Below are 22,865 nucleotides of genomic sequence, written 5' to 3'. Positions count from 1 at the left end.
CCAGACTGGCAGAGTTCGGGGTGTAACGCAGCGGCCGGTTGACGGCGTCGGGAGGGGTGTACGTGACGCTGACTCGGAGGGAACCGTTGTGAAACTGAAGAAAAGCATCATCACCGCGATCACCGGAATCATCGCGACCGCACTGGCAACGCAAGCCGCCGCCGCAGGACCGTTGCAATGGGCAACGACTCCGACGCATCGGCAGCCGGCCACGTTCAACGATGTGGCGAGCGGAGCGGGCGGCACCTGGGCCGTCGGCGGCGATCAGGTGCAGGACTTCGCCGATCAGCGCCCGTTGGCGATGCGGTGGGACGGGAAGACCTGGAAGGCGACCGCGCAGCCGGTGACGACGAACGCGACGTTGGAGAGCGTCGCGGTCGGTACTGCGGCCAACGTCTGGGCGGTCGGTGAGGACCGGACGGACCCGGAGAAGACCAAACCGCTCGCCATGCACTGGAACGGTACGAAGTGGCAGGTCGTGAAGCCGCCCGCCGTACCGACCGGATCCTTCGACGATGTCGTCATCGCGCCGGACAAGTCGGTCTGGGTCGCCGGGTGGGCGAACGTCGGCGGCACCGAGCGAGCCGTGGTCTACCGGTACGCCGGCGGGAAATGGCAGCCGCTCTACACCGGTCTCGAGAAGTCGATCAACGCCAACGTCCTCGCCGTACTGTCCGCGAAGGACGCCTGGCTCGGCCTGAACGCCGGCCTCGCGCACTTCGACGGCAAGCGCTGGACCCTGGTGAAGGACGTACCGGTCGACGGCTCCCAGATCCCGACCGGCATCGCCGCCGCCGGCCCGAAGAACATCTGGCTCGTCGGCGTCCAGTACGCCGCCGGCATCGCCCCGCTCGCCCTCCACTACAACGGCACGAAGTGGACCCAGGTCCCGGTCCCCGCGGGCATGGCCCAGCTGTACGACGTCGTACTCCGCAACAACCACCCCATCGCCGTCGGCGAACGCTTCGAAGCCGACAACTCAACCGCCAAGCCCTACGTCCTCCAACTCACCGGCACCAAGTTCACCCAAGCCCCCGCCCCCAAGGCCCCAACCGGCACCCTCACCGCCGTCACAGCCGCAACTGACCGAATCTGGACAGTAGGCATGACAGCAGCCTCCACCAGCTCCCCGTTCAGCGCCCTGGCGACCTACACACCCTGATCGGTCACTGAGCGTCCCGGACGCGACCGAGGGTGAGATCGGTCTCGTGGAGGGCGGGGTGGGGTTCGGATCTTGAGCAAGTAGGCTTGCGCGGGCACTGCATCGGGTGCCCATGCTGATACTTGTTGAAAGAAACTCGCAGGGAACTCGAGGAGAAGACCGCGTGACTTCCCATCGCCCCGCGGCGGTCGTGATCATGGCCGCCGGGCTCGGAACCCGGATGAAATCGGCGACGCCGAAGGTGCTGCACGAGATCGGCGGGCGCAGCCTCGTCGGGCACGCCGTCGTCGCCGCCCGGGCACTCGCCCCCGAACACCTGGTCGTCGTGGTCGGCAGCGGCCGCGAGCTGGTCGAGGCGCACCTGAAGGAGGTCGACCCCGACGTCAGGACCGCCGTCCAGGAGCAGCAGCTCGGCACCGGAGACGCGGTCCGCGCCGGGCTGACCGTCGTACCGCCGGACTTCGACGGCTCGGTGATCGTCACGTCGGGTGACGTCCCGCTGCTCGAGGCGGAGACGCTGCACGACCTGATCGCCGACCACGACAAGCAGGGGAACGCGGTCACCGTCCTGACCGCGCAGGTCCCGGACCCGACCGGGTACGGGCGGATCGTCCAGGGCGAGGACGGCGCGGTGGACGCGATCGTCGAGCACAAGGACGCCACCGCCGAGCAGCGCGAGATCCGCGTGATCAACGCCGGTATCTACGTCTTCGACGCGATCACACTGCGTGACGGTCTCAGCCGCCTGACCACGGACAACGCCCAGGGCGAGCTGTACCTGACCGATGTCATCTCGATCGCCCGGAACGACGGCAAGCGCGTCGGCGCGCACGTCACCGACGACGCGATGCAGACCGAGGGCGTGAACAACCGCGTCCAGCTCGCCACGCTCGGGGCGGAGCTGAACCGCCGTACGCTCCTCAAGCACATGCTCGAGGGCGTCACGATCGTCGACCCGAACACCACCTGGATCGACTCGACCGTCGAGCTGGCCCGCGACGTCACCCTGCTGCCGAACATCCAGCTGCACGGCGCCACCACGGTCGGCAGCGGTACGACGATCGGCCCGGACACGACGCTGACGGACATGGAGATCGGCGCGAACGCGACGATCGTCCGGACCCACGGCTCACTCTCGGTGATCGGCGACGGCGCGTCCGTCGGCCCGTTCGCGTACCTGCGCCCGAACACCAAGCTGGGCGTGAAGGGCAAGATCGGCACGTTCGTCGAGACCAAGAACTCCACCATCGGCGACGGCGCCAAGGTCCCGCACCTGACGTACGCCGGGGACGCGACGATCGGCGACGGCGCGAACATCGGCGCCGGCACGATCTTCGCGAACTACGACGGCGTCGCGAAGCACCCGACCCACGTCGGCAAGCACTCGTTCATCGGCAGCAACTCGGTCATCGTCGCCCCGCGGACGATCGCGGACGGCGCCTACCTGGCGGCCGGTACGGCGCTGACCGAGGACGTCGGCCCGGGCGAGATCGCGGTCGCACGCGGGCGGCAGCGCAACATCAAGGGCTGGGTCGCGCGTAAGCGGGCCGGCACCAAGACCGCTCAGGCGGCCGAAGCGGCGCTGGCCGAACAGGCCGGCGACGAGCAGTCCTGAACAGCAGAACAACGGGAGGCGCGGCGATGAGCGGGATGAAACGAACCACCGAGAAGAACCTGATGGTCTTCTCCGGCCGGGCGCATCCCGTGCTGGCCGCGCAGGTTGCCGAGGAGCTCGGCAGCGGCCTGGTTCCGACACAGGCGTACGACTTCGCCAACGGCGAGATCTACGTCCGGTTCGAGGAGTCGGTCCGGGGCAGCGACGCGTTCGTGATCCAGAGCCACACCTCGCCGATCAACGAGTGGATCATGGAGCAGCTGATCATGGTCGACGCGCTGAAGCGGGCGTCGGCCAAGCGGATCACGGTCGTGCTCCCGTTCTACGGGTACGCCCGCCAGGACAAGAAGCACCGCGGCCGCGAACCGATCTCGGCCCGGCTGATGGCCGACCTGTTCAAGACCGCGGGCGCGAACCGGCTGATCTGCGTCGACCTGCACACCTCGCAGATCCAGGGCTTCTTCGACGGCCCGGTGGACCACCTGATGGCGCTGCCGATCCTGAGTGACTACGTCGGGCAGAAGTACGGCGACCAGCAGCTGGCCGTGGTCTCGCCGGACGCCGGCCGGATCAAGGTGGCCGAGCAGTGGTCGGCCCGGCTCGGCGGGGCGCCGCTGGCGTTCATCCACAAGACCCGCGACATCGACCGCCCGAACGAGACGGTCGCCAACCGGGTCGTCGGCGAGGTCAAGGGCCGGGTCTGCATCCTGGTCGACGACATGATCGACACCGCCGGCACGATCACCAAGGCCGCCGACGCCCTGTACGCCGAGGGCGCCGCCGGCGTGGTGATCGCCGCGACTCACGCGATCCTGTCCGGTCCGGCGGTGGACCGGCTGAAGAACTGCCAGGCCAGCGAGGTCATCGTCACCAACACGCTCCCGATCGCGGAGGACCGCCGCTTCGACAAGCTCACCGAGCTGTCGATCGCCCCGCTGATCAGCCGAGCCATCCGCGAGGTCTTCGAGGACGGATCGGTGACCAGTCTGTTCGAGGGTCGCGCCTGAGGCTCAGGCCTTCCGCCACGCGTAGTACGCCGTACCGATGGACGCCGCGCACATCGGTACGGCGGTGAGCAGGCCGACCCAGCCGTTGCCGGGGATGACGAAGGTCAGCACGATCGTCAGCCACAGCACCGGGATCCAGCGTGGTACGGCGTGCGACCGGAACAGCCCGACCGCCTGGACGACCGTGCCGAGCGCGACCAGCAGCGATCCGATCATCAGCGGGCCCAGCAGATGCAGGGTGTCGTCGCCGATGCGGTCCATCGCCGACGGATCGACGCCGGGAGCGGTAGCGAAGTAGTACGCCGCTGCCCAGCCGCCCACGCCGACGGCGTACAGCGCCGTACCGATCCACATGATCAGGCCGCCGACCGTTGCCCAGGCTGCACCGCGGCGGCGGACGAGGTAGACGGTGAGCAGTGCCTGGGCCAGGACGTTCAGCACCAGGTTGGCGCTGAGGAACACGAGCAGCCCCCACCAGCGATCGCGGAGTGGCTGGATGTCGCCGTACGTGTAGGTGTCGCCGCCGCCGGCAGGCTCCGGCCAGAGGATGCCACCGGGCAGGGCGAGGACGGCGCTGGTCACGAGGATCAGGCCGGCGATCCCGATGCGCCGGCGGGTGGTGGGATCAGCAGTCGGTACGGCGGGCTGCCTGGTGGTTTCCGTGGACATGGTGTGGACCCCCTTGATGAGTTCTGACAGTTCAGGGAACCGGTCAGCACCGGGGTGGCACATCGGAGCGGCCACGGAGACAGATCTCCGTGCTGGCTCGGAGCCGTGGAGGCGAATCGCGGCCTTACCCTGACGACATGCGGTGGCCACGGTGGGTCGCGCTCGGTCTTTCCCTGTTCGTCCTGGCGATGGTCGTGGGGAGTAGCTGGCTCCTGATCGCCTACCGCACCGGTCCGCACACGCTGCGGAACTACGTCGGCCTGGGCGGTGTCGCGACGGCCACTGCGGTACTCGGACTCGTGATCAGCCTGCGGGTCCCGCGCAACGCTGTCGGGGCCCTTCTGACCTGGGTCGGTGCGACAGCGGTCTTCCTGGCGTCGCGGGACGTCTACTTCAGCGTTGTGGTGAGTGATCCGGGCAGACTGCCGCTGAACAGCCGAGTGGTCGCGTGGTTCGACGAGAGCGGCTGGTGGCTGTTCGTCGCGGTCGGTCTGTTGCTGCTGTACTTCCCGGACGGCCGGCTGCCCGGTCCGCGCTGGCGCGTGCTTCCACCTGTGTTGGTGATCCTCGGTGCCGCGCAGCAGGTGTTCGGCGCCTTCAACTCGACGCCCTTCCTCGAGCCTCTTCAAGATCTGCCCAGGCCGTATGCCCCGATGCCGTTGCCGCTCAAGATCCTCAGCGGAGCCGCTTTCGGTGCGCTGCTCGTTGCGCTGATCGCGGCCGCAGTCTCGGTGGTCCTGCGATACCGCCGAGCCGACAGCAGAATGCGTGCGCAGGTGAAGTGGCTGTCGCTGGCCGGTCTGGCTGCTGTGCTCTATCCATTCGTCTGCGGGGCCGAGCTGATCATCACCGGCCACACCGGTGTCATCGCGACTGTCTTCGGCGTGATCGCATTGGTGAGCCTCCCCGTGTCGGTCGCTGTCGCGATGCTGCGCCACGAGTTGTACGACGTCGATCGCGTGCTGGCCGACACCGTGACCTACGGCATCGTCACGGTCGTTCTGCTCGGCACGTACGCCGCAGCCGCCGTCTCTCTCGGACTGATCATCAGCGACTCAGCCGTCGTAGCTGCTGCGGCTACTGCCGTGTGTGCGCTGCTCCTGTCTCCACTGCGATCCCGCTTGCAGGGCTGGGTCGACAGGCGCCTCTACCCGCCACGGCGTGCAGCCCTGCTGGCGATTGAGGACCTGCAGCGTCGGATCCACACCGAGCAGGCCCAGCCGGAGGAGCTGGAGGCCGCTCTGCGTACTGCGCTGCGCGATCCAGGCCTCCGAGTCGGTCTGCTCGTCCCAGGAGCCTCCGGCTTCGTAGACGCCGCTGGTACGCCGGTCCGCGGACCACAGCTCGTGCCGGTGATGCTGGGCGGTGCGCAGATCGGCGTACTGGCGTCTGATGCACTGAATCCCGCCGTCCTGAAGGCTGTGGCGGCTGGGGCGGCCAGTCTGGTCGAGGTGACCCGGCTGCGGGCGGAGCTGGCTGGTGCGCTGCGTGAGGTCGAGGCGAGCCGGACGCGGCTTGTCCAGGCGGGTGATGCTGAACGGCGGCGGCTGGAGCGGGACCTGCATGACGGAGCTCAGCAACGGCTGGTGTCGCTCGGGATGGCGATGCGGTTGGCCCAGCGGCACCTGGACGACGGCACGGTCGACGTCGACGGGCTGCTGGACCAGGGGGTCGCGGAGCTGGCCACTGCGGTCGCCGAACTGCGGCAGATCGCGCACGGGTTGCGTCCGACCAGCCTGGACGACGGGTTGCAGGCTGCGCTGAGTGCGATCACGCAGTCGTTGCCGATCCCGGTCCGGCTGCAGATCCCGTCCGATCTGCCGGAGGAGCTGGCAACAACGGCGTACTTCGTGGCGGCCGAGGCGGTCACGAACGCGGCGAAGTACGCGAATGCGACGGCGATCGCGGTCCGGGTGGCGCGGGCCGGTGACGAGGTGACGGTGCGGATCGAGGACGACGGGTGCGGGGGAGCGTCGCCCCGGCCTGGCTCGGGTCTGAGCGGGCTGCTCGACCGGGTCGCGGCGGTCGGCGGCTCGCTTGAGCTTCGCAGCCCTGCCGGCCGCGGTACGACGGTGGAAGTGGTGCTGCCGTGCGGATCGTGATCGGGGAGGATTCGGCGTTGTTCCGCGAGGGGCTGGCGCGGTTGCTGGCCGATGCCGGGCACGAGATCGCGGGCCTGGCAGTGGATGCGCCGAGCCTGATGACGACGGTCGCGCAGACGGCGCCGGATCTGGCGCTGATCGACATCCGGATGCCGCCGGACCACACCGACGACGGCGCCCGGGCCGCACGCCGGCTGCGGATGCAGAACCCGGAGCTCGGCATCGTGTTGCTGTCCCAGCACGTCGAGACGCGGCACTCGGTCGAGCTGGTCGCGACCGGTCGGTTCGGGTATCTGCTGAAGGATCGCGTTCTTGCCGTGGACCAGTTCCTCGACGCGCTCGACCGCGTCGCCGCCGGCGGGTCCGCGCTCGACCCCGAGGTGGTCGCCCGGTTGATCGGGCGCCAGCGCGCCGACGACCGCCTTGCGCCGTTGACGCCGCGCGAGCGCGAGGTGCTCGCCTTGATGGCCGAAGGCTGTACGAATGTCGGCATCAGCCGGCGGTTGTTCCTGACCGAACGGACCGTGGAGACGCACGTCGGCAGCATCCTGGCGAAGCTCGGCTTGCTCACCAACGACGAGCAGCACCGCCGCGTCCTCGCCGTACTGGCGTACCTCGGCGGGCACTAGATTGGCGGCATGCGAATCGCCGTCTTCCATCCCGGCGCCATGGGCTCGAAGCTCGCCAAGCAGCTGGTCGCTGCCGGTCACGAGGTGCATTGGGTCCCCGAGGGTCGCAGCGAGGCTTCACGGCAGCGCGCCGAAGACGCCGGCCTGATCGGTACGCCGTTCCCGCAGGCGGTCGAGCTTGCTGACGCCGTCCTGTGCTCGTGCGCTCCGCAGGGTGCCGTGGACATCGCCAAGCAGGTCGGCGGCGCGGGCTTCAGCGGTCTGTACGTCGAGGCGAATCCGCTCTCGCCGATGTCGCTGCGCGAGGCCCAGTCCGCCGTACCGGATGCGACCTTCGTCGACGCCGGCGTGGTCGGACCGCCGCCGACCGGTGGACCGAGCCCGACCCACCTGATGCTGTCCGGTACTGCGGCCGCCGAGGTCGCTGCGCTGTGGGAGGGGACCGCGGTCACGCCGATGGTGGTCGGCACGGAGCCGGGTGCGGCGAGCGCGGCGAAGTCGTCGTACGCGCTCTACAACAAGGGCAAGGCGGCGCTGGCCGTACTGGCGTTCCAGTTGGCGGAGAAGCACGGCGTGACCGAGGCGCTCGTCGCGCAGCAGACCCGCGCCGACGCCGGCTCCCTCAAGGACCCGACGCTCCCGGACCAGCTCCGCAGCGTCGCCTGGCGCTGGGGCCCGGAGTTCGACGAACTCGCCAAAACCCTCGACAACGCCGGCCTCGAAGGCGACGCCGCCCGCGCCTCCGCGAGGTCTGGACCAAACTCACCTGACCACCGGCAACGTATGGCCGGAAACGGGTCACGGGAACTGCCGGCGCGCGGGGAGCAAAGTGCCTTGGAAGTACGATTTCCCGTCTGGGCGGAGTGGTGGGTAGACTGTTTTGGTTGCCTCGGCGAGGGACGCCCCCCGAGAAGTGCAGGGCGCGGCTCCGTGATCGACGCGGTGGTTCGTTGCCTGACGCCTTCTCCGGGGTCAGCAGGCGCCCGCTGAGGCCGCAGCCGAGTTCCATACAGACAACTGATCACCGCAACGCTTTTAGGAGTTCATCTCGTGGCCGAGGTCAAGATCCAAGCCGAATCGCGTACGGAGTTCGGCAAGGGGGCTGCCCGCCGAATCCGCCGGGACAACAAGGTTCCCGCTGTCCTCTACGGCCACGGCAGTGACCCGGTGCACATCACGCTGCCCGGTCACGACACCATGCTGGCCCTGAAGACCGCCAACGCCCTGCTGATGATCGAGGTCGAGGGCGGAGAGTCCCACCTCGCGCTGCCGAAGCAGGTCCAGCGCGACCCGATCAAGGGCCACATCGAGCACGTCGACCTGGTCATCGTCCGCCGTGGCGAGAAGGTCCAGGTCGACATCGCCGTCCACCTCGAGGGCGAGGCTGTCAGCGACGCCCTGGTCGTCCTGGAGGCGCAGAGCATCCTGGTCGAGGCCGAGGCGACGCACATCCCCGACGGCGTCACCGTCTCGATCGAGGGCCTGGAGGTCGGCGCCCAGATCCACGCGTCGGACCTGCAGTTGCCCGCCGGCACGACGCTGGCCATCGAGCCCGACACGCTGGTCGTGAACATCACCGCTCAGCAGACCGCTGAGCAGGCCGAGGCCGAGCTGGCCGAGGCCGAGGCCGAGGCCGGCATCGAGCGGGACGAGCCGACTGCCGCGGAGCCGGTGGCCGCCGCGGCCGAGTAGTCTGCACTCGGCATCAGCAGCCGAACTTCTGGAGGGCCGGGATCCGTGGCGGACGACGTGTGGTTGGTCGTCGGACTGGGGAATCCCGGCCCTTCGTATGCCCGCACCCGGCACAACATCGGTCATCTGGTGGCCGATGAGCTGGCTGCCCGGACCGGCGGGAAGTGGAAGCAGAGCAAGCAGGTCAAGGCCGAGGTGATCGAGACCCGGATCAGCGGCCTGCGGACGGTGCTGGCCAAGCCCCGCGCGTACATGAACGAGTCCGGCGGCCCGGTCTCCGGCCTGCTGAAGTTCTTCAAGCTCGACCCGGCCAACCTGCTCGTCGTCCACGACGAGCTCGACATCGACTTCGGCGTACTGCGGTGCAAGTTCGGCGGCGGGGACAACGGCCACAACGGGCTCAAGTCGCTGCGGAAATCGCTTGGCACCGGTGAGTACTATCGAGTCCGGTTCGGTGTGGGTCGTCCGCCGGGCCGGCAGGCGCCCGCCGACTTCGTCCTCAACGAGTTCTCCTCGACCGAACGCAAGGATCTTCCGTTCGCCGTCGACCGGACCGCGGACGCCGTCGAGTCCCTGCTCACCGACGGCCTGGATGCGACCCAAGGGAAGTACAACTCGTGAATCTGACCGGCCTGGTAGACACCCTGATCACCGATCCGGTGGTGTCCGAGGCCGTCCGTGACGCCCGTAGTGACGGTGTCACGACCCTCGACCTGAGCGCGCCCGGCCCGGTGCGCCCGGTCCTGCTCGCCGCGATCGCAGCAGCACAGAACGGTGCGGACCGCCCGGTCCTCGCCGTCACGGCCACTTTCCGCGAGGCCGAGGAGCTCACCGAGGAGCTGCAGTGCCTCGTCGAAGAGCCCAGCACGGTCGCCTACTACCCGGCGTGGGAGACCCTCCCGCACGAGCGCCTTTCGCCGCGTTCCGACACGGTCGGCCGGCGTCTCGCCGTACTGCGACGTCTCGCGCACCCGGATCCGTCCGACGAGACCACCGGGCCGATCAAGATCCTCGTCGCGCCCGTGCGGTCCGTGCTGCAGCCGCAGGTGGGCGGCCTGGCCGATCTGAAGCCGGTGCAGCTGCACGTAGGAGACTCGGTCGAGCTCGAGGATGTCGTCGAGCGGCTCGCCGGAGCGGCGTACCACCGGGTCGATCTCGTCGAGCGGCGTGGTGAGTTCGCGGTCCGCGGCGGCATCATCGACGTGTTCCCGCCGACCGAGGAGCACCCGCTGCGGGTCGACTTCTTCGGCGACGACATCGAAGAGATCCGGTACTTCGCGGTCGCGGACCAGCGCTCGTTGGACATCGCCGAGCACGGTCTCTGGGCGCCGCCGTGCCGCGAGCTGCTGCTGACGGACGAGGTCCGTTCGCGCGCCGCGGAGCTCGCCAAGGAGCACCCGGAGCTGGCCGAGCTGTTCGAGAAGCTGGCCGAGGGGCACGCCGTCGAGGGCATGGAGTCGCTGGCTCCGGTGCTCGTCGACAACATGGAGCTGCTCGTCGACCTGATGCCCGCCGGCACGCATGTCATCGTCAGCGACCCCGAGCGGGTCCGGGCCCGGGCGCACGATCTGGTCGCGACCAGCCAGGAGTTCCTGGAGGCGTCATGGGCCGCGGCCGCCGGTGGTGGCGAGGCCCCGATCGACCTCGGCGCAGCGGCGTACATGTCGCTCGGTGACGTCCGGTCGCAGGCCCTGGGCAGGGGCCTTGCCTGGTGGAGCCTCTCGCCGTTCGCGGCGGCACCGACCGACATGCCTGAGCTGCGGGACTCGATGGGCGAGCGGATCTCGTTCGACATCGACGCCGAGGCCGGGGCGGTCACCAGCAAGATCCTTGCGGTCCACGAAGTCGATCCGTACCGCGGTGAGACGGCGGCCGCGGCCGAGGACATCCGCGGCTGGCTGCGGGACGGCTGGCGCGTCGTCTGCGTCACCGAAGGGCACGGTCCCGCGCAACGTCTGGCCGAGGTGTTCTCCGAGGCCGAGCTGCCGGCGCGTGTGGTCGAAGGGATCGAGGAGATCCCGGAGCCCGGCGTCGTACTGATCTCACAGGGGCAGCTGGACCACGGGTTCATTGCCGAGGGCATCAAGTTCGCCGTACTCACCGAGAACGACCTGGCCGGCCAGCGTTCCGCGGCCGAACGCCGTTCCCAGCAACGGATGCCGTCGCGCCGGAAGAAGACGATCGACCCGCTCGAGCTGCAGCCCGGCGACTACGTCGTCCACGAGCAGCACGGCGTCGGCCGGTACGTCGAGATGATGCAGCGCACGGTCGGATCGGGCTCCCAGAAGGCCACCCGCGAGTACGTCGTGATCGAGTTCGCGCCGAGCAAGCGCGGTCAACCCGGCGACCGGTTGTACGTGCCGACAGACCAGCTCGACCAGGTCACGCGGTACGTCGGCGGCGAGCAGCCGACGCTGGACAAGATGGGCGGCGGCGACTGGGCCAAGCGCAAGGGCCGCGCCCGCAAGGCCGTCCGCCAGATCGCCGGCGAGCTGATCAAGCTGTACGCCGCACGCCAGGCGACCAAGGGGCACGCCTTCGCCAAGGACACCCCGTGGCAGCGCGAGCTCGAGGACGCGTTCCCGTTCGTGGAGACGCCGGACCAGCTCGCCACGATCGACGACGTCAAGCACGACATGGAACGCGTCATGCCGATGGACCGGATCGTCTGCGGCGACGTCGGCTACGGCAAGACCGAGATCGCCGTACGGGCCGCGTTCAAGGCGGTGCAGGACGGCAAGCAGGTCGCCGTACTCGTCCCGACCACCCTGCTCGTCCAGCAGCACTACGCGACCTTCGCCGAGCGGTACGCCGCCTTCCCGGTGAACGTGGCGCCGCTGTCGCGGTTCCAGACCGACAAGGAGGCGAAGGCAACGATCGACGGCCTCGCCGACGGGTCGGTCGACGTGGTGATCGGGACGCACCGGCTGTTCAGCGGCGAGGTCGCGTTCAAGGATCTCGGCCTGGTCGTGGTCGACGAGGAGCAGCGGTTCGGCGTCGAGCACAAGGAGCAGCTGAAGAGGCTGCGGACGGCCGTCGACGTACTGACGATGTCCGCGACGCCGATCCCGCGGACGCTGGAGATGTCGATCACCGGCATCCGCGAGATGTCGACGATCGCGACCCCGCCGGAGGAGCGGCACCCGGTGCTGACCTTCGTCGGCGCGTACGACGAGCACCAGGTGACCGCGGCGATCCGGCGCGAGCTGCTCCGCGAGGGCCAGGTCTTCGTCGTCCACAACCGGGTGAACACGATCGAGAAGGCTGCCGCCCGGATCCGTCAGCTGGTGCCCGAGGCACGGGTGTCGGTCGCGCACGGCCAGATGAACGAGCACACGCTCGAGAACGTGATCCAGGGCTTCTGGGAGAAGCAGTCCGACGTCATCGTCTGTACGACGATCGTCGAGTCCGGTATCGACATCTCGAACGCGAACACGATGATCGTCGAGCGTTCCGACCTGCTCGGCCTGTCGCAGCTGCACCAGCTCCGCGGTCGCGTCGGCCGTGGCCGCGAGCGTGCGTACGCGTACTTCTTCTTCCCGCCGGAGAAGCCGCTCACCGAGACCGCGCACGACCGGCTGGCCACGATCGCGCAGCACGCCGATCTGGGCGGCGGTATGGCGGTCGCGATGAAGGACCTCGAGATCCGCGGCGCGGGCAACCTGCTCGGCGGCGAACAGTCCGGGCACATCGCGGACGTCGGATTCGACCTGTACGTCCGGCTCGTCGGCGAGGCGGTCGCGGAGTACCGGGGCGACACCCAGGCCGAGGAGCCCGAGGTCAAGATCGAGGTGCCGATCGACGCCCACCTGCCGCACGACTACATCCCGTCGCAGCGGCTGCGGCTGGAGATGTACCAGCGGCTGGCCGCAGTACGGGACGAGGACGGTATCGCCGAGCTGGTCGAGGAGCTGCACGACCGGTACGGCGACATTCCGCAGGCCGTGCTGAACCTGATCGAGGTGGCGAAGTTCCGCAACCACGCCCGCCGGGCGGGGCTGCACGACGTCACGCTGCAGGGCAACATGATCCGGTTCGGGCCGGTCGAGCTGCCCGATTCGAAGGTGCTCCGGCTCAACAGGCTGTACCCGAAGAGTCTGGTGAAGCCGCAACTGCATACCATTCTGGTGCCGAGACCTGCCACCAGGCCGGTCGGCGGTCAGCCGCTCCGGGACCAGGAGTTGCTGCAATGGTGCACCCGGTTGATCGACGACGTGATCGCCGAACCTATTGTGGTGCCGGCGTGAAACTTACGAGTGGGATACGAGGAGATTCGGTGAGCACACGGCTTCGGGCTCTCGGTGCGGTGGCGGCGATCGTGCTGCTGACCGGTGGATGCGCGGCGGGCACACACCCGGGTGCGGCAGCCGTTGTCGGCACGACCGAGATCAGCATCGGCGACGTCGACAAGACCTCGCAGGCGGTGACCACCGCGCTCGGGCAGAACTACAACACCGCCGCCGCGCTCAGCGACCTGGTGAACAACGCGATCCTCGGGCAGGTCAAGCAGGACAAGTCGATCACGGTCACGCCAGCGGAGACCGCGGCGGCGGCCAAGAACGCGGTCGGCGACGACGAGGCGACGTACGAGAAGTTCCAGACCGACACGGTCGCGCGCAACTTCCTCAACGACGTCGCGACGGCCGCGGTCGTCACCGTCAAGCTCGGCGGGGGCACCAGCAAGGACCTGCAGGACCAGGCCAAGCTGCAGCAAGGCCTGCTCGCGGTGAAGGACGCGTCGAAGGACATCAACGTCTCGATCGCGCCCCGCTTCGGCCAGTGGACCGACGGCAAGCTCGACACGACGGTCTCCGGCTCGCTCTCCATCGAGTCGCCCCAGACCGCAGCCAAGCGCAAGGCCGCCGCCGACGCGGCCCAGCAAGCCCAACCCCAGGGCTGACGGTTCATGAGTAGCGGTGGGACGATCACGGTCGTACTCACCAGTCCCCGGGTCGCGCCGGGCCTGCTGACCCGCGCGACCTGGCAGGCCCTCGAGGCCGCCGACGAGATCGGCGCCGCAGGCGGTCCGGGCCGGCCCGACGTACAGGCCGTGATCGGCTCCGGACTGGTCGTCACCCAGGTCGAGGCCGGCGTCTCCGCCGCCTGGACCTGGCTGTCGTCCGCGGCCGCCGATGGTCGCAAGGTCGTCTGGCTCACCGGTGACGACGGCGAGCCGGGTCTCCTCCGGGTCGTGTCCGACGAGCTCGTCCGCGAGCCGTCGTACCAGGTGGAGATCATGCACGGGTCGTACGACGTACCCGGCGCCCGGCTGATCGACCTCGTCCGAGTGATGGACCGCCTCCGCCGCAACTGCCCGTGGGACCAGGAACAGACTCACGAGAGCCTCGCGAAGTACCTCCTCGAGGAGACCTACGAAACCCTCGAAGCAATCGACACCGGCGACCTCTCGCACCTTCAGGAGGAGTTGGGAGATCTGCTGCTGCAGGTCGCGTTCCACTCGCGGATCGCCGAGGACAACCCCGACGAGGCCTTCACGATCGACGACGTCTCGGCCGGCATCGTCGAGAAACTCATCCGCCGCCACCCCCACGTCTTCGGCACCGTCGACGCCGCGGACGCCGCCGCCGTCGAAGCCAACTGGGAGACCATCAAGGCCGCCGAGAAGCAGCGCTCCTCGGTCCTCGAAGGCATCCCCCTCGCTTTGCCCGCGTTAGCCCTGGCCGACAAGGTCCTGGGTCGGTCCGCGAAGGTCCTTCCGGCGGACGCTACATCTGGGGAGATGTCCGCGGACCAGATCGGCCCGGAGCTCCTCGCCATCGTGCGTGAAGCCCGCAGTCTCGGCGTCGACGCCGAGCAGGCGCTACGGACAGCAGTCGCCTCCCTGGCCGAGCAGGTCCGCGCAGCCGAGACCGCCGGCTAACGTCACGTACCACCGGCCGGGACCACGCGCGTGGCGGATCTCCAGGCCATCACAATCGACGCCGCCGATGCTCTGTAAGCGGGAAGGACCCGGGTATCGCGTGGTTGTGATGGCCTGGAGATCCGCCGGCCGTGCCGGAGAAACCGGATGCCGGCGGCCGAGGCCTTTCGGCGCCGGCCGGACCGAGGACTGGACACCTTCCTGCGTGTCCGGTGGGCGGTCCAGGCGGGGTACTTCGCTTGGCGGATCGCGAACAATGTCCTCACGGGCATCTCCGGCCCTGAGGACAACGCCCGGGGCCTTGCCCATGCCCGCAGTTCGTTCGGGCTGTGAAGTTCAGGTTGTGAACTGAGAGGAGCACGATCGTGGCCATCCCCTACGCGCGCCGGATCAACGGGGTCCGCCCGTCCGCCATCCGTGAGCTTCTGCGGCTCGGCGACGACCCGGAGCTGATCTCGTTCGGTGGCGGCTACCCCGACCCGGCGCTGTTCCCGATGAACGAGCTCAGCGAGATCTTCCACGAGCTTCTCACCACAGCGACCGCCGGCACCCTGCAGTACACCGAGTCCCGCGGGCTGCCGGAGCTGCGCAAGCTGATCGCGGAGCGGCTCACGCGCGGTGGGACCGTGTGCGGCGCCGACGACGTACTCATCGTCCAAGGCGGTCAGCAGGGCCTCGATCTGACCGCCAAGCTCCTGCTCGACGCGGGCGACGTCGTCATCACCGAGAACCCGACGTTCCTCGGCGCGCTGATCGCGTTCGCGCCGTACGAACCGCGCTACGCGCCGGTGCGCATCGATGACGACGGGATGGACGTGGACCATCTCGAGGAGATCCTGGCCCGGAACCCGGGCGCCAAGCTGCTCTACACCGTGCCCGATTTCCAGAACCCCACCGGCGTCACGCTGAGCCTGCAGCGACGCCGGCGGCTGATCGAGCTGGCCAACCGGCATCAGCTCGTGATCCTGGAGGACACGCCGTACCGCGATCTTCGCTACGAGGGCAGCCACCTGCCGACGCTGAAGAGTCTCGACACCGAGGGCCGGGTGGTCCATGTCGGCAGCTTCTCGAAGATCCTTGCCCCCGGCGTGCGGCTCGGATGGGCGGTCGCGGCGCCCGAGGTGCTCGAGAAACTCGGGTTGCTGAAGCTTGCCGCCGACACCCAGAGCAGCACGCTGAACATGTCAGCGGCAGCGGCGTACCTCGGCCGGTACGACATCGACCGCCACATCGCCGACGGCAACGTGGTCTACCGCCACAAGCGCGATCTCGCGCTGGCGACGCTCGACGACGTGCTGCCGCCGTCCGTCCGGTTCACCCGGCCGAACGGCGGGCTGTTCACCTGGCTGTCGTTCCCTGAGGGCTTCGACGCCGCGAAGTTCATGCAGGAGACGCTGCTGCCGGCGAAGATCGCCTATGTCCCCGGTGCGACCTTCTTCCCGGTTCACCAGGAGCCCAACCACGCCCGCCTCAGCTACTCCGGCATCCCCGACGACCGCCTGCTCCACGGCCTCCGACAACTCGGCGAGCTAGTACGCCGCCAACTCGAGAGCTAGCCGAACCGCAGCCTCGGTGCTCGCCCAGTCCTTGAACAGGTAGCGGTTCGCGACAACCGGCGTGATCGCACTGATCACGTCCGGCTTGTCGTCGACGAAGTGCGTGATGCCGAGCTCGGCACAGTGAATCGCCTTCTCCGGCCGCCGCAGACAGAACCGAACGTTGCCCTCAGCAACCCCAGTAAGGTCCCAGAAGCGATGGTGTGCCAGCCACTCCAGCGACCGCTGCCGGATCCGCGGTCCGCACTTCGACACCAACCAGGTCTCGTCGAACAGCGGCACCAACCGCGCGATCGCCTCGAAAGCACCTGGTACTGCGGGCGTCCGCAGCATGGCCGCCGTGTCCCCGGAGAAGAACGACGTATCACCGGGGCCTGATGATCCGTCGATGATCACCCGTCCGATGTCGATTCCCAATCTGTTCATAGATCCAGCGTCCGTGCGTCAGCCATCCAGCAGAACTAGTTCTTATCGACATAGCTATAGTTTCTGTTGATGGAACTGGTGGCTGACGACTTGCAGGCGTTCGCGGTGTTCGCGCGGCACCGCAACTTCACCCGTGCCGCCGAGGAGTTGCACGTCAGCCAGCCGGCCCTGCACACCCGCATCCGGAAGCTCGAGCACCGGCTCGACACCTCGCTGTATGTGAAGCAAGGCCGGCTCCTGCACCTGACGGATGCCGGCGAGCGGCTCGCGGCGTTCGCGAACGACAGCCGGGATCGCGCGGCCGAGTTCCTGGGCACGTTGGACGCGCTCCCGCCGCGGCCATTGGTTCTCATTGCGGGATCGGGCACGTATCTGTACCTGCTCGGAGACCCCATCCGGCGGTTCGTCGCAAAGGGCCGCGAACTACGGCTTCGCACCGGCGACGCCGGCGCGACGTTGGCGGCCGTGCGAGAAGGTACGGCGGATATCGGCGTCACGGCGCTGGGCGTCCCGCCGGACGACCTCGAGTGCGAGCTGCTGGCGCAGTACCCGCAGACCCTGATCACGCGGGCCGGCCACCGGCTCGCGGAGCGTCGTACCGTGCGGTTGAAGGACCTGCAGGACGAGGCGCTCGTCGTACCGCCGAAGGATCGCCCGCATCGGCAGCAGCTGGAGCGGAGCATGCTCGATCAGGGGATCCGGTGGTCCGTCGCGGTTGAGGCCGAAGGCTGGGAACTGCTGGTCCACTTCGTCCGTCTCGGTATAGGACCGGCCGTCGTCAACGGCTCCGTGCGTACGACGGCAGCCGTGCGGAAGATCCCGATCAAGGATCTGCCGCCGGTGCGGTACTACGTGATCACGCGCCCGGACCGCACTGAACGGGTGTCCGAACTGAGGGGGATGCTGGGGTGAGCAAGGACAGCCGCGCGATCTCCAAGCTGCTCCGGCACACAGCAGGTGAGCGCGGCCTCACGATGAGTGCGGACGGCTGGGCGGCGATCGCCGACGTACTGCGGCTGCTCGGGCTCGATCGCGCGGCGCTCGACGCGGCGGTGGAGCAGAACGACAAACGGCGGCTGCAGGTCGACGGCGAGCTGATCCGCGCGTGTCAGGGGCATTCGCTGGTGGGGATGCCAGTGACGTGTGAAGCCTTGGAGAACAGTTGGGAACGGGTGTACCCCGTAGACCTGCTGTGGCACGGGACGAATCGCACCGCGCTGGCCGCGATCGAGCGGGAAGGTTTGCGGCCGGGGCGGCGTACCCACGTGCATCTGGCGCCGTCGAAGGACAGCGAAGTCGGCCGGCGCACGCGCGTAGAAGTCTTACTGGGTGTGGATTCCGGCGATCTGGCGGTCTTTCGGGCGCCCAACGGAGTGTTACTGACGCGGGAGGTACCTGTGGATGCGATCGTTAGGACCGACGCGGTCCACTGAGGCTGGTGGTCTGGAGGCTAGGCTCGGGACCGATTCGTCATCGAGAACTTGGGAGTCAATGTGGCCACCATCGAGGCCGTCGGCGCCCGCGAGATCCTCGACTCGCGCGGCAACCCCACTGTCGAGGTCGAGGTTCTACTCGACGACGACACCGTCGCCCGGGCGGCCGTCCCGTCGGGCGCGTCCACCGGCCAGTTCGAGGCCGTCGAGCTGCGTGACGGCGACAAGGAGCGGTACGGCGGCAAGGGTGTCCAGAAGGCGATCACCGCGATCCTGGAGGACATCGACAAGGAGATCGTCGGGTACGACGTCCACGAGCAGCGGCTGATCGACCAGGCCCTCCTCGACCTGGACGGCACCCCGAACAAGGCCAAGCTCGGCGCGAACGCCATCCTCGGCGTCAGCCTCGCGGTCGCCAAGGCGGCCGCGGACAGCTCCGGCCTGCCGCTGTTCCGGTACGTCGGCGGCCCGAACGCGCACGTCCTGCCGGTGCCGATGATGAACATCCTGAACGGCGGCGCGCACGCGGACAGCAACGTCGATGTCCAGGAGTTCATGATCGCCCCGATCGGCGCCGCGACGTACGGCGAGGCCCTGATGCAGGGCGCGACCGTCTACCACGCGCTGAAGGCGGTCCTGAAGGAGCGCGGCCTGTCCACCGGCCTCGGCGACGAGGGCGGTTTCGCGCCGAACCTGGCCAGCAACCGTGAGGCCCTCGACCTGATCGCGGTCGCGATCGAGAAGGCCGGTCTGCAGCTCGGCAAGGACATCGCGCTGGCGATGGACGTCGCGGCGAGCGAGTTCCACACCGACGGCGTGTACGCGTTCGAGGGCGGCAAGAAGTCCGCGGACGAGATGATCGCCTACTACGCCGACCTGGTCGCGTCGTACCCGATCGTCTCGATCGAGGACCCGCTGAACGAGGAGGACTGGGACGGCTGGAAGAGCCTGACCGGTCAGCTCGGCGACAAGATCCAGATCGTCGGCGACGACCTGTTCGTCACCAACGTCGAGCGGCTGCAGCGCGGTATCACCGAGAAGTCGGCGAACAGCCTGCTGGTCAAGGTGAACCAGATCGGCTCGCTGAGCGAGACGCTGGACGCCGTCGACCTGGCCCACCGCAGCGGCTTCACCTGCATGATGAGCCACCGCTCCGGCGAGACCGAGGACACCACGATCGCCGACCTCGCGGTCGCGACCAACTGCGGCCAGATCAAGTCCGGCGCTCCGGCCCGGTCCGACCGCACCGCGAAGTACAACCAGCTGCTCCGGATCGAGGAGGAGCTCGACGACGCGGCGACGTACGCCGGTCGCTCGGCCTTCCCGCGCTTCCAGGGCTGACGTTTCGGAGGTTCAGGTATGCCGTCCCGTCGGGAATCCGGTGCACGCCCCGGCTCGCGTCCGTCGAGCCGGACCCAGTCGCGTCCACCGGCCCGGCGGGGCGACCAGCCCAAACGCCGTACGGCGGGAACCCAGCCGGAGCCGGCGCGGACCAGGGGTTCGCGCAACCTGACCGGGCGGGCGGCCGTCGTACTGCTCGTCCTCGGGGCGTTGATCGTGTCGTACGCGCAGAGCCTGCGGGTCTGGTTCGACCAGCACCAGCAGGTCAGCGCGCTGCAGCAGGAGATCCGCGACCGGGAGAAGCGGGTCGGCGAGCTGAACGACGAGATCGCCCGCTGGGACGACGACGCGTACGTGAAAGCGCAGGCGCGGCAGCGGCTCGGCTGGGTGATGCCGGGCGAGGTCGGGTACCGCGTGATCGGCGCGGACGGGAAGCCGGTCGGCGCCCCGCCGGAGCCGTCGACGCCGTCGGACGGTGCGACGGAGACGCAGAAGCCGACCTGGTACACGAAGCTGTGGGGGAGTGTCGAGGGCGCCGGCAAACCGCCGGTCGTCGCGACGCCGACGCCGGCCAAGCCCACCCCGAAGCCGATCATCACGCCGTCACCTAAGGTAACCAGGTGAGCGTCAGCCCCGCCGACCAAGAAGCAGTCAGCAAACAGCTCGGCCGTACTGCGCGCGGCATCCGCTCGATCGCGCATCGCTGCACGTGCGGCCTGCCGGACGTGGTTGAGACCGAGCCGCGGTTGCCGGACGGCACGCCGTTCCCCACCACGTACTACGTGACGTGCCCGCGGCTCGCGTCCGCCATCGGGACGCTCGAGGCCTCCGGCATGATGAAGGAAATGACCGACCGGCTGGCGGAAGACGAGGATCTGGCCGCCCGCTACCGCGCCGCCCACGAGTCGTACCTCGCGCATCGCGAGTCGATCGAACATGTCTCGGAGATCGCCGGTATCACTGCTGGTGGGATGCCGACCCGTGTGAAGTGCTTGCACGTGCTGGTGGGTCACTCGCTGGCCGCCGGTCCCGGTGTGAACCCGCTGGGCGACGAGGCACTGGAAGCCCTGGACGACTGGGGCCGCCGAGGCCCGTGTGTCTGAGCGGGTTGCAGCGATCGATTGTGGGACCAACTCGATCCGGCTGTTGATTGCGGATCTGGTGGACGGTCAGCTGATCGAGGTTGATCGACGAATGACGATCGTCCGGCTCGGTCAGGGCGTCGACGCCACCGGCGCCTTCGCTCCGGAAGCGCTCACGCGAGTCTTCAAGGCAGCTGACGACTTCGCAGCTGTCGTCGAGTCTCTTGGTGTCGACAGGCTCCGTTTCGTCGCCACCTCCGCGGCCCGTGACGTCAGCAACCGCGACGAGTTCCTCACCGGCATCGAAGCGCGCCTCGGCGTACGCCCCGAGATCATCTCCGGCACCGAAGAAGCCGAACTCAGCTTCCGCGGCGCGACCACCGCCCTCGACCTCCCCGCGCCGTACCTGGTAGCCGACATCGGCGGCGGCTCCACCGAACTCGTCCTGGGCGACGCGAACGGCGTACTCGCGGCCGAATCCCTGGACATCGGCTCAGTCCGCCTCACCGAACGCCACGTAACCACCGACCCAACCAGCCCCGCCGAACTAGCCGCGATCACGCGCGACGTCGACGCCCTCCTCGACGGCACCACAGTCCCGCTGGCTCAGGCCCGCGCGCTGATCGGAGTAGCAGGCACGGCGACCACCGTCGCCGCCGTCGCGCTGGGCCTCCCGCAGTACGACCGCACAGCCGTCCACCACGCCCACCTGTCTGCGGACCAGTTGCACCAAGCCACCACCTGGCTCACAACCTCAACCCGCACCGACCGCACCGCCGTCCAGTCGATCCACCCCGGTCGGGTAGACGTCATCGGCGCCGGCGCAGTAATCCTCCAACGCCTCTTCAACCGTCTAGCCCTCGACGAACTGGTTATCTCCGAACAAGACATCCTCGACGGCGTCGCGCTCTCCCTCGCCTAACCGCGAGGTTGTGTCACAAAATTGTGCTACCTTTGCGGCATGGTTACTCCGAACGAACATGCCGTGGGGCTGCGGGAACTGCGCCACAGGACGAGCGAGGTGCTGGCCCGCGTCCGGCATGGCGAGACCATCGATGTGACCGAGTACGGTCGGCTGGTCGCGCGGATCGTGCCCGTGGACGAGCGGGCGGCGACACCGGTGCTGGATCGGCTCACGGAGCAAGGCAGGGTGCGCAGCGCAGTACGGCCGGGGTTCAGGCCGCGGATGCGTGCCGGCGACGGCAGTGATCGGCTGAGTGATGCGCTCGCCGCACTGCGCGACGAGGAGTCTTGGTGAGTCTGTACTACCTCGACACCTCGGCAGCGCTCAAGCTGCTGGTGGAAGAAAGCCATTCCAAGGCATTCGCAGAGTTCTACGACCAGGCTGTGGGCGCCGCATGGGTGAGCTCGGCGTTGCTGCGGATCGAGGTCATGAGGGCGGTGACGCGGGTCTTTCCTGCCGTGCTCCCGGATGCTCGAGATCTACTTCTTGCCTTCGACTTCATCAGCATCGACGACGACATCGTGGACGCCGCGATGAACGAACCGGATCGCATGCTGCGGTCTCTGGATGCGATTCATCTGGCGACCGCCCGGGTGCTTGGATCGGATCTGACCGGCTTGGCCACGTACGACGACCGGCTGGCTGAGGCGGGCAGGGACGCGGGCTTCGAGATCGTCAGTCCTCGCGGGTGAGGCGTTCGTCTACCTGACGCGCACGCCGTCCAGGGCGATGGTGAGGACTCGGTCGCGTTGGGCCTGGTCTACGAAGCCGGCGGCGGTGAGGCCGCTGACCATGCGGAGGAGGTCGTCGAAGGAGACGTCCTTGCGGGCCTCGCCGGCTTCCTGGGCTCGCTCGAACAGCGGGGTGCCGGCCGCATACATCGCCGCTCGCGCGGCCTTGAAGCTCTCGGTCTCGCGGTTCAGGGACTCCCAGATGGCGCGCTTGGTCGCGGCGTACTCGACGAAGCGGTGCAACCACGTCGTCAGCGCGTCCCACGGCGGTAGATCGGCCGCCTTCTCCGCCGCGATGCACAGCTCCTCGATCTCGCCGAAGTAGACCGCGTTGAGCAGGTCCTGACGGTTCGGGAAGTTGCGGTACAGCGTGCCGATGCCGACACCGGCCTGGCGGGCGATGTCCTCGAGCGACGCCTCGACGCCCTTGGAGGCGAACGCGTCCCGGGCGGCGGCGAGCAGGGCGTCGAAATTCCGCCGCGCGTCCGCCCGCTGCGGCCGCCGTACGTCGACCTGCAAAGCCGGCCTGCTCTGCTCGCTGTCCATTCGATCACCTTAGCCAGTTGTTACCGGAG

Annotated in this window: 24 protein-coding genes; 21 read left to right on the top strand and 3 right to left on the bottom strand. The window is 68.6% G+C overall.

All coding sequences use genetic code 11. The annotated features are described in order from the left end of the window. Nucleotides 1-88 precede the first annotated feature (88 nt). From EV645_RS05945 to EV645_RS05935, 3 genes are all read left to right on the top strand, one after another. On the top strand, nucleotides 89-1,162 hold the full coding sequence (locus EV645_RS05945; RefSeq protein ID WP_130440532.1) for a beta propeller repeat protein: 1,074 nt from the start codon (nucleotides 89-91) through the stop codon (nucleotides 1,160-1,162). A 163-nt stretch (nucleotides 1,163-1,325) separates the two neighbouring features. Next, the gene (glmU, locus tag EV645_RS05940; RefSeq protein WP_242000233.1) at nucleotides 1,326-2,777 is read left to right on the top strand and encodes a bifunctional UDP-N-acetylglucosamine diphosphorylase/glucosamine-1-phosphate N-acetyltransferase GlmU; all 1,452 of its coding nucleotides are present in this window, start codon (nucleotides 1,326-1,328) and stop codon (nucleotides 2,775-2,777) included. A gap of 26 nt (nucleotides 2,778-2,803) precedes the next feature. After that, entirely contained in the window at nucleotides 2,804-3,784 is a 981-nt protein-coding gene (locus EV645_RS05935; RefSeq protein WP_130440528.1) for a ribose-phosphate diphosphokinase, read from the top strand. A gap of 3 nt (nucleotides 3,785-3,787) precedes the next feature. Here EV645_RS05935 and EV645_RS05930 read toward each other — a convergent pair whose 3' ends face one another. Beyond that, nucleotides 3,788-4,453, bottom strand: a complete 666-nt coding sequence (locus EV645_RS05930) for a hypothetical protein (protein ID WP_130440526.1) — start codon at nucleotides 4,451-4,453, stop codon at nucleotides 3,788-3,790. A 137-nt stretch (nucleotides 4,454-4,590) separates the two neighbouring features. Here EV645_RS05930 and EV645_RS05925 point away from each other — a divergent pair, with 137 nt between their 5' ends. The 10 genes from EV645_RS05925 (at nucleotide 4,591) to EV645_RS05880 (ending at nucleotide 16,313) form a co-directional block, all read left to right on the top strand. Further along, nucleotides 4,591-6,555 carry a sensor histidine kinase gene (locus EV645_RS05925; protein WP_130440524.1) on the top strand — a complete coding sequence of 655 codons (1,965 nt, stop codon included), beginning with the start codon at nucleotides 4,591-4,593 and terminating at the stop codon, nucleotides 6,553-6,555. Beyond that, nucleotides 6,543-7,184 carry a response regulator transcription factor gene (locus EV645_RS05920; RefSeq protein WP_130440522.1) on the top strand — a complete coding sequence of 214 codons (642 nt, stop codon included), beginning with the start codon at nucleotides 6,543-6,545 and terminating at the stop codon, nucleotides 7,182-7,184. Before EV645_RS05925 ends, EV645_RS05920 begins: the two co-directional genes overlap by 13 nt. A gap of 9 nt (nucleotides 7,185-7,193) precedes the next feature. After that, a complete protein-coding gene (locus EV645_RS05915; protein WP_242000232.1) occupies nucleotides 7,194-8,174 on the top strand; it encodes a DUF1932 domain-containing protein in 981 nt (326 codons plus the stop codon). A 60-nt stretch (nucleotides 8,175-8,234) separates the two neighbouring features. Further along, the gene (locus EV645_RS05910) at nucleotides 8,235-8,876 is read left to right on the top strand and encodes a 50S ribosomal protein L25/general stress protein Ctc (protein ID WP_130440520.1); all 642 of its coding nucleotides are present in this window, start codon (nucleotides 8,235-8,237) and stop codon (nucleotides 8,874-8,876) included. 45 nt (nucleotides 8,877-8,921) lie between these two features. Beyond that, entirely contained in the window at nucleotides 8,922-9,497 is a 576-nt protein-coding gene (gene pth / locus EV645_RS05905; protein ID WP_130440518.1) for an aminoacyl-tRNA hydrolase, read from the top strand. Further along, a complete protein-coding gene (gene mfd, locus EV645_RS05900) occupies nucleotides 9,494-13,123 on the top strand; it encodes a transcription-repair coupling factor (RefSeq protein WP_130440516.1) in 3,630 nt (1,209 codons plus the stop codon). Before pth ends, mfd begins: the two co-directional genes overlap by 4 nt. A gap of 29 nt (nucleotides 13,124-13,152) precedes the next feature. Next, nucleotides 13,153-13,776 carry a hypothetical protein gene (locus EV645_RS05895; protein ID WP_130440514.1) on the top strand — a complete coding sequence of 208 codons (624 nt, stop codon included), beginning with the start codon at nucleotides 13,153-13,155 and terminating at the stop codon, nucleotides 13,774-13,776. Between the two features lie 6 nt (nucleotides 13,777-13,782). Then, nucleotides 13,783-14,757, top strand: a complete 975-nt coding sequence (locus tag EV645_RS05890; protein ID WP_130440512.1) for a nucleoside triphosphate pyrophosphohydrolase — start codon at nucleotides 13,783-13,785, stop codon at nucleotides 14,755-14,757. 147 nt (nucleotides 14,758-14,904) lie between these two features. After that, nucleotides 14,905-15,090 (top strand): hypothetical protein, encoded by a 186-nt coding sequence (locus EV645_RS05885; protein WP_130440510.1) that lies wholly within the window; start codon nucleotides 14,905-14,907, stop codon nucleotides 15,088-15,090. A 32-nt stretch (nucleotides 15,091-15,122) separates the two neighbouring features. After that, nucleotides 15,123-16,313 carry an aminotransferase-like domain-containing protein gene (locus EV645_RS05880; protein WP_130440508.1) on the top strand — a complete coding sequence of 397 codons (1,191 nt, stop codon included), beginning with the start codon at nucleotides 15,123-15,125 and terminating at the stop codon, nucleotides 16,311-16,313. Here EV645_RS05880 and EV645_RS05875 read toward each other — a convergent pair. Then, a complete protein-coding gene (locus EV645_RS05875) occupies nucleotides 16,287-16,739 on the bottom strand; it encodes a hypothetical protein (protein ID WP_130440506.1) in 453 nt (150 codons plus the stop codon). The genes EV645_RS05880 and EV645_RS05875 overlap by 27 nt on opposite strands. A gap of 69 nt (nucleotides 16,740-16,808) precedes the next feature. Here EV645_RS05875 and EV645_RS05870 point away from each other — a divergent pair, with 69 nt between their 5' ends. Genes EV645_RS05870 through EV645_RS05835 form a run of 8 tightly spaced genes read left to right on the top strand, consistent with a single transcriptional unit; the run spans nucleotide 16,809 to nucleotide 22,251 of the window. Then, a complete protein-coding gene (locus EV645_RS05870) occupies nucleotides 16,809-17,651 on the top strand; it encodes a LysR family transcriptional regulator (RefSeq protein WP_130440504.1) in 843 nt (280 codons plus the stop codon). Further along, nucleotides 17,648-18,172 carry an RNA 2'-phosphotransferase gene (locus EV645_RS05865; RefSeq protein ID WP_242000231.1) on the top strand — a complete coding sequence of 175 codons (525 nt, stop codon included), beginning with the start codon at nucleotides 17,648-17,650 and terminating at the stop codon, nucleotides 18,170-18,172. Before EV645_RS05870 ends, EV645_RS05865 begins: the two co-directional genes overlap by 4 nt. 60 nt (nucleotides 18,173-18,232) lie before the next feature. Further along, entirely contained in the window at nucleotides 18,233-19,513 is a 1,281-nt protein-coding gene (eno, locus tag EV645_RS05860; protein WP_130440502.1) for a phosphopyruvate hydratase, read from the top strand. Between the two features lie 18 nt (nucleotides 19,514-19,531). Beyond that, nucleotides 19,532-20,137 (top strand): FtsB family cell division protein, encoded by a 606-nt coding sequence (locus EV645_RS05855; RefSeq protein ID WP_130440500.1) that lies wholly within the window; start codon nucleotides 19,532-19,534, stop codon nucleotides 20,135-20,137. After that, nucleotides 20,134-20,616 carry a DUF501 domain-containing protein gene (locus EV645_RS05850; protein WP_130440498.1) on the top strand — a complete coding sequence of 161 codons (483 nt, stop codon included), beginning with the start codon at nucleotides 20,134-20,136 and terminating at the stop codon, nucleotides 20,614-20,616. Before EV645_RS05855 ends, EV645_RS05850 begins: the two co-directional genes overlap by 4 nt. Beyond that, nucleotides 20,609-21,517 carry a Ppx/GppA phosphatase family protein gene (locus EV645_RS05845; protein WP_198681479.1) on the top strand — a complete coding sequence of 303 codons (909 nt, stop codon included), beginning with the start codon at nucleotides 20,609-20,611 and terminating at the stop codon, nucleotides 21,515-21,517. The genes EV645_RS05850 and EV645_RS05845 overlap by 8 nt, the downstream gene beginning before the upstream one ends. 39 nt (nucleotides 21,518-21,556) lie before the next feature. Continuing rightward, nucleotides 21,557-21,853 (top strand): type II toxin-antitoxin system Phd/YefM family antitoxin, encoded by a 297-nt coding sequence (locus EV645_RS05840; protein WP_130440496.1) that lies wholly within the window; start codon nucleotides 21,557-21,559, stop codon nucleotides 21,851-21,853. Next, nucleotides 21,850-22,251: a type II toxin-antitoxin system VapC family toxin gene (locus EV645_RS05835; protein ID WP_157997012.1), complete on the top strand. Its 402-nt coding sequence runs from the start codon at nucleotides 21,850-21,852 to the stop codon at nucleotides 22,249-22,251. The genes EV645_RS05840 and EV645_RS05835 overlap by 4 nt, the downstream gene beginning before the upstream one ends. A gap of 9 nt (nucleotides 22,252-22,260) precedes the next feature. On the opposite strand, the gene EV645_RS05830 is transcribed toward EV645_RS05835, so the two are convergent. After that, on the bottom strand, nucleotides 22,261-22,836 hold the full coding sequence (locus EV645_RS05830) for a TetR/AcrR family transcriptional regulator (RefSeq protein WP_130440492.1): 576 nt from the start codon (nucleotides 22,834-22,836) through the stop codon (nucleotides 22,261-22,263). Nucleotides 22,837-22,865 lie beyond the last annotated feature (29 nt).

The sequence above is a fragment of the Kribbella rubisoli genome, from assembly GCF_004217145.1.
Lineage (GTDB): Bacteria > Actinomycetota > Actinomycetes > Propionibacteriales > Kribbellaceae > Kribbella > Kribbella rubisoli.
The sequence above is the reverse complement of the archived record's forward strand: the minus strand, read 5'-3'. Positions and strand labels throughout refer to the sequence as shown.

What these genes read in the sequence shown, in the direction of transcription:
- EV645_RS05925 (WP_130440524.1), top strand. Translation starts at nt 4,591, where the DNA reads ATGCGGTGGCCACGGTGGGTCGCGCTCGGTCTTTCCCTGTTCGTCCTG.
- EV645_RS05885 (WP_130440510.1), top strand. Translation starts at nt 14,905, where the DNA reads ATGCCGGCGGCCGAGGCCTTTCGGCGCCGGCCGGACCGAGGACTGGAC.
- EV645_RS05830 (WP_130440492.1), bottom strand. Translation starts at nt 22,836, where the DNA reads ATGGACAGCGAGCAGAGCAGGCCGGCTTTGCAGGTCGACGTACGGCGG.
- EV645_RS05875 (WP_130440506.1), bottom strand. Translation starts at nt 16,739, where the DNA reads ATGAACAGATTGGGAATCGACATCGGACGGGTGATCATCGACGGATCA.
- EV645_RS05935 (WP_130440528.1), top strand. Translation starts at nt 2,804, where the DNA reads ATGAGCGGGATGAAACGAACCACCGAGAAGAACCTGATGGTCTTCTCC.
- EV645_RS05855 (WP_130440500.1), top strand. Translation starts at nt 19,532, where the DNA reads ATGCCGTCCCGTCGGGAATCCGGTGCACGCCCCGGCTCGCGTCCGTCG.
- EV645_RS05930 (WP_130440526.1), bottom strand. Translation starts at nt 4,453, where the DNA reads ATGTCCACGGAAACCACCAGGCAGCCCGCCGTACCGACTGCTGATCCC.
- EV645_RS05890 (WP_130440512.1), top strand. Translation starts at nt 13,783, where the DNA reads ATGAGTAGCGGTGGGACGATCACGGTCGTACTCACCAGTCCCCGGGTC.
- EV645_RS05840 (WP_130440496.1), top strand. Translation starts at nt 21,557, where the DNA reads ATGGTTACTCCGAACGAACATGCCGTGGGGCTGCGGGAACTGCGCCAC.
- EV645_RS05870 (WP_130440504.1), top strand. Translation starts at nt 16,809, where the DNA reads ATGGAACTGGTGGCTGACGACTTGCAGGCGTTCGCGGTGTTCGCGCGG.
- EV645_RS05915 (WP_242000232.1), top strand. Translation starts at nt 7,194, where the DNA reads ATGCGAATCGCCGTCTTCCATCCCGGCGCCATGGGCTCGAAGCTCGCC.